General features: G+C 75.1%; 2 protein-coding genes and 1 pseudogene. All 3 read right to left on the reverse strand.

The features are described from left to right. Positions 1 to 34: 34 nt before the first annotated feature. Complete coding sequence (locus tag ND748_RS27725) at positions 35 to 1,309, reverse strand: TadA family conjugal transfer-associated ATPase (protein WP_251749151.1); 1,275 nt, start codon at positions 1,307 to 1,309, stop codon at positions 35 to 37. Next, positions 1,300 to 2,517 (reverse strand): septum site-determining protein Ssd, encoded by a 1,218-nt coding sequence (gene ssd, locus ND748_RS27730; protein ID WP_251749152.1) that lies wholly within the window; start codon positions 2,515 to 2,517, stop codon positions 1,300 to 1,302. The genes ND748_RS27725 and ssd overlap by 10 nt, the downstream gene beginning before the upstream one ends. A 520-nt stretch (positions 2,518 to 3,037) precedes the next feature. Then, a pseudogene (locus ND748_RS27735) lies at positions 3,038 to 3,723 on the reverse strand (hypothetical protein); the annotation flags it as partial.

The raw sequence follows: 3,723 nt of genomic DNA on the forward strand, positions 1-3,723 counted from the left end.
GCCGGGCTCACGACGCCCGCGCCCGCCAGGGCGATCACGGCCGGCCCCCCGCGAGCGCGGCAGCGCCGACGAACCCCGGCAGCCTCACCCCGCGGACATCCAACAGGCTTTTCAGCAGCGGCAGCCCCTCCGCGGCCACGGGCCCCTCCCCGCGCCGCGGCGCTCCCCGCCGCCCGGTGGGTGGGGGCGCGACCAGCGCGGGTACCACCTGCACCAGACCATCCGGAGCTCGGCGGAACACGCCCACTGCCCGGACCCGCCGGTGGCCATCCGCATCCCGGTGCAGGTGGACGGCCGCGTGCAGAGCTGCGGCGACATGACTGTGCACTGCCTCCCGGGACAGCCCCGCGAGGGCGGCCAACGCCTCCAGCCGGGTGGGCAGTGCCCCGGTGTCGTTGGCGTGCACGGTGCTCAGGCCGCCCTCATGTCCGGTGTTGAGGGCGACGAGGAGGTCGAGCACCTCCGGGCCGCGGACCTCGCCGACGACGAGGCGATCCGGTCGCATCCGAAGCGCCTGCCGGACCAGCTCGCGTTGGGTCACCTCGCCGGCGCCCTCGATGTTGGGCGGCCGGGCCTCCAACCGGATCAGGCCGGGGCGGCTCACCGCGAGCTCGGCGGTGTCCTCGATGAGGACGATGCGTTCGCCTGGACGCACCGCGCCCAGCAGGGCGGCGAGCAGTGTGCTCTTGCCCGTGCCGGTGCCGCCCGTCACGACGACCGCGAGCCGCGCGTGCAGCACCGCGTGGAGCACCGCGGCCACCGCGGGACTCACCGTGCCGGCGAGAACGAGCTCGTCAAAGGTGAACGGCCGGCGACGGGGGCGCCGAAGGGACAGACAGGTGCCGCGCACGGCGGTGGGCGCGAGGACGGCGTGCATCCTGGTGCCGTCGCCCAACAGGACGTCGGCGAAGGGCATGGCGGAGTCCAACCGCCGGCCACTGGCTGCCGCGAGCCGGACGGCGAGGCGGCGCACCTCGTCCTCATCGGCGAAGGTGACCGGGGTCCTCGTCAGCCGGCCCTGTCGCTCCACCCAGACCTCGTCGGGGGCGTTTACCAGCACGTCGGTGACATCCGGATCGGCGAGAAAGGGATCAAGCGGCCCGGCGCCGAGCGGCCCGGCGCTGCGAGCCCCGGCGCTGCGAGCCCCGGCGCTGTGAAGCTCCGTGGTCGCCGACTCCGGCCCGTGCGGACCCGCTGCCTCCCGACCCGTGCCAGCCTCCCCCTCCCCAGCCGCCGGCTCCGCCGCCACCACCCGGTGCTGCCCGGGCCGGCTCGCCGGCCCACCACTGCGCCGGGCCGTCACGCCCATGTCTGAGGCTCCGAGCCCGGGCCGTTCGGCATCTGTGGGGTGACTGGCCGCTGGAGGAGCCCCAGCCGAGCCAGCAGCCGGTCGCCGAGCGGTCCCGGGGCGTCAGCGTCCCGCAGGGTGTCGGCGCCGGCCGAAGTCGCGACCGGTGCCCGTCGGCCGTCGGCGATCACCCCGGCCAACGGCACGCCGAGCATCTCGCTGACCGCCGTGGGGGCGAGCCCGGCCGACTGACGTTGCCGCACGACAGCTCGCACGTCCGAGCATCGTCGCCGGACCATCGCGCAGACACGCTCGGCGGCCATCACGGACGCCAGATCCGCCCGCAGCACCACCAGCGCCGTCCGGCAGGAGCCGAGCGCGAGGGCGGCGGCCGGGTCCTGCTGCCAGGGCAGGTCGACGACCACCAGATCCGAGGTGGACCGGGCCGTTGAGAGCAGCGTGACCATCGGGCCCACCGGTACGTCGGGCCCGACGCCGAGATCCCATGAGACCACTGCCAGGTCGCCGGATGTCGCCGGCGGAGCCGGCCAGAAGGGGGACGCCTCCCCACCGAGCCTGCCCGGGGGCATCGTGGCCGGCGAGCAGGGCAGTCCCGCCGGCCGCCGGTCGGTGGCCCCCGGCGGGGGATCAGCCGCGGTGGGCAGGAGCCGAGCGAAGCCGGGTGCCACCCCGCTGCCCCGCGGGTCGGCGTCGATCAGCATCGTGCGCATGCCGTGGCGCAGGCCAGACAGCGCCAGTGAGACGGCAAGCGTCGAGGCGCCGCTGCCGCGCCGGCCGGCCACCACCCCGATCGTCACCGATTCGGGTGAGCTGAACCGGTCGAGGTCGCCGAACCGGTCGAGGTCGCTGAAGGCGTCGATCAGCCAGGGTTCGGCCTCCGGCAGGAAGATCACGTGATCGGCGCCGATGCGGCTACCAGCGGACCAGACTCGACCGTCCTCGACGTGGCCGCCGACCAGGACCACGTGCGGGCGCAGCGGGAGGCCGGCAGCGACGCACGCGTCGGCGCGGTCCAGGCCGACGACGACGAGCGGCGCCGCCGCCCAGGCACGGCGCAGCGCGCGCGGCTCGGTGGCGACGGTTGTTGTGACTCCGGCGGCCGCGGCCAGGCGCAGGAGGTCGTCGAGCAGGTCCGGAACGCCGGTCACGATCAGCGGCCGCGCGTCGCGGCCGTCAGCGGGGGTGAGCAGGGGCAGGGCGGGGGGCATGGCGGGCTCGATTCCCGGTCGGGAGGGAGGACGTGGCCCACCATGCGCCAAAGCGGCCCTGTGGATGGACCGCTCTCCACAGGGCTCCGCTGTGGTCAGATGGAGGATTCGGCCTGAGGCCGGGAGTTCGCCGCCGCCCGGAGTTCGCCGCCGCCCGGAGTGCGCCACCCGGTGGCCGCGGGACCGTCCCACAACGGGAACCGCCGCCAGAACGGGAACCGCCGCCAGAACGGGAACCGCGGCCAGAACGGGAACCGCCGTCAGAACGGGGAAGGGCGGAATGGATGAGGCGACCCCCGCAGGGGGGAGTGCGGGGGTCGCCTCGGGACATGGCCCGCGTGGGGGCTGCTCGTCTGGGGCCGGGTCCCGCGCCCTATGGCCAGCAGGTCCGACATGTCGTCAGATACCCGAGGGCGCCCGCACGAAACCGTGCATCGTGCGAATCCCCGGCGTGCCCGCCGATCCTGGGCCGCATCACCCGTGCGGCGGCCCGGCGAGGGGTCGCGGGACTGATCACTGATCAGGTGGCGCGAGCAAGCGCCTCGCAGACGGCCAGGGACTCCCTGGCGGCCAGTTCGAGGGCCTTCGCGCAGTGAAGCACCCAGGCCGCGACTCCCTGTGCCCCGCCGCCGATGTAGGCGGCGGCGGCGTCGCGGTAGCCAAGGACCGGCGCCCCTGAGTGGTCGATCTGGTCGACATCGAGATGTCCGACATCGGTGGCGGTCAGGGCCTTGGGGTCCAACCCGCGGCTGATGAGGACCAGCCGGCCGGCGGCCCGGGCAATGACGCCGTCCAGCGCGCCGAACGGCCGCAGCGCCAACAACTCTCCGTGCACCACGGCGGCTACCACGATGGCCGGTGCTGTGGTCGGCGTGACGAGTAGCCCGGTCAGGCCATCCAGCCGCACGGAGGTTTCGACCGAATGCGGGGGCGGACCGAGCCGAAGCGGGTCGAGCAGCTCGCGGGTGCCCGCGTCGGCCCGCGGCCGGCCGAGCAGGTCGTCGGGCAGGTAACCGCGCCCCGCCAGAACATGCATCCGCGCGAGCGCCTGCCGGGGCGCCCGTTCCCAGGCCGGCCCGAGCACCCCGAGTTCGGCGTAGAGGCGGACCGTTCCCAGCACAACTGGGGAGGGTGAACCGGCGCCCGCGTGGCCGAGGGAGCCGGCGGGGGGAAGGTCGGCCGCACCGCCGGCGGCCGGCGGGAACG

The sequence above is a fragment of the Frankia sp. AiPs1 genome (assembly GCF_023716945.1).
In the GTDB taxonomy this organism is placed as follows: Bacteria; Actinomycetota; Actinomycetes; order Frankiales; family Frankiaceae; genus Frankia.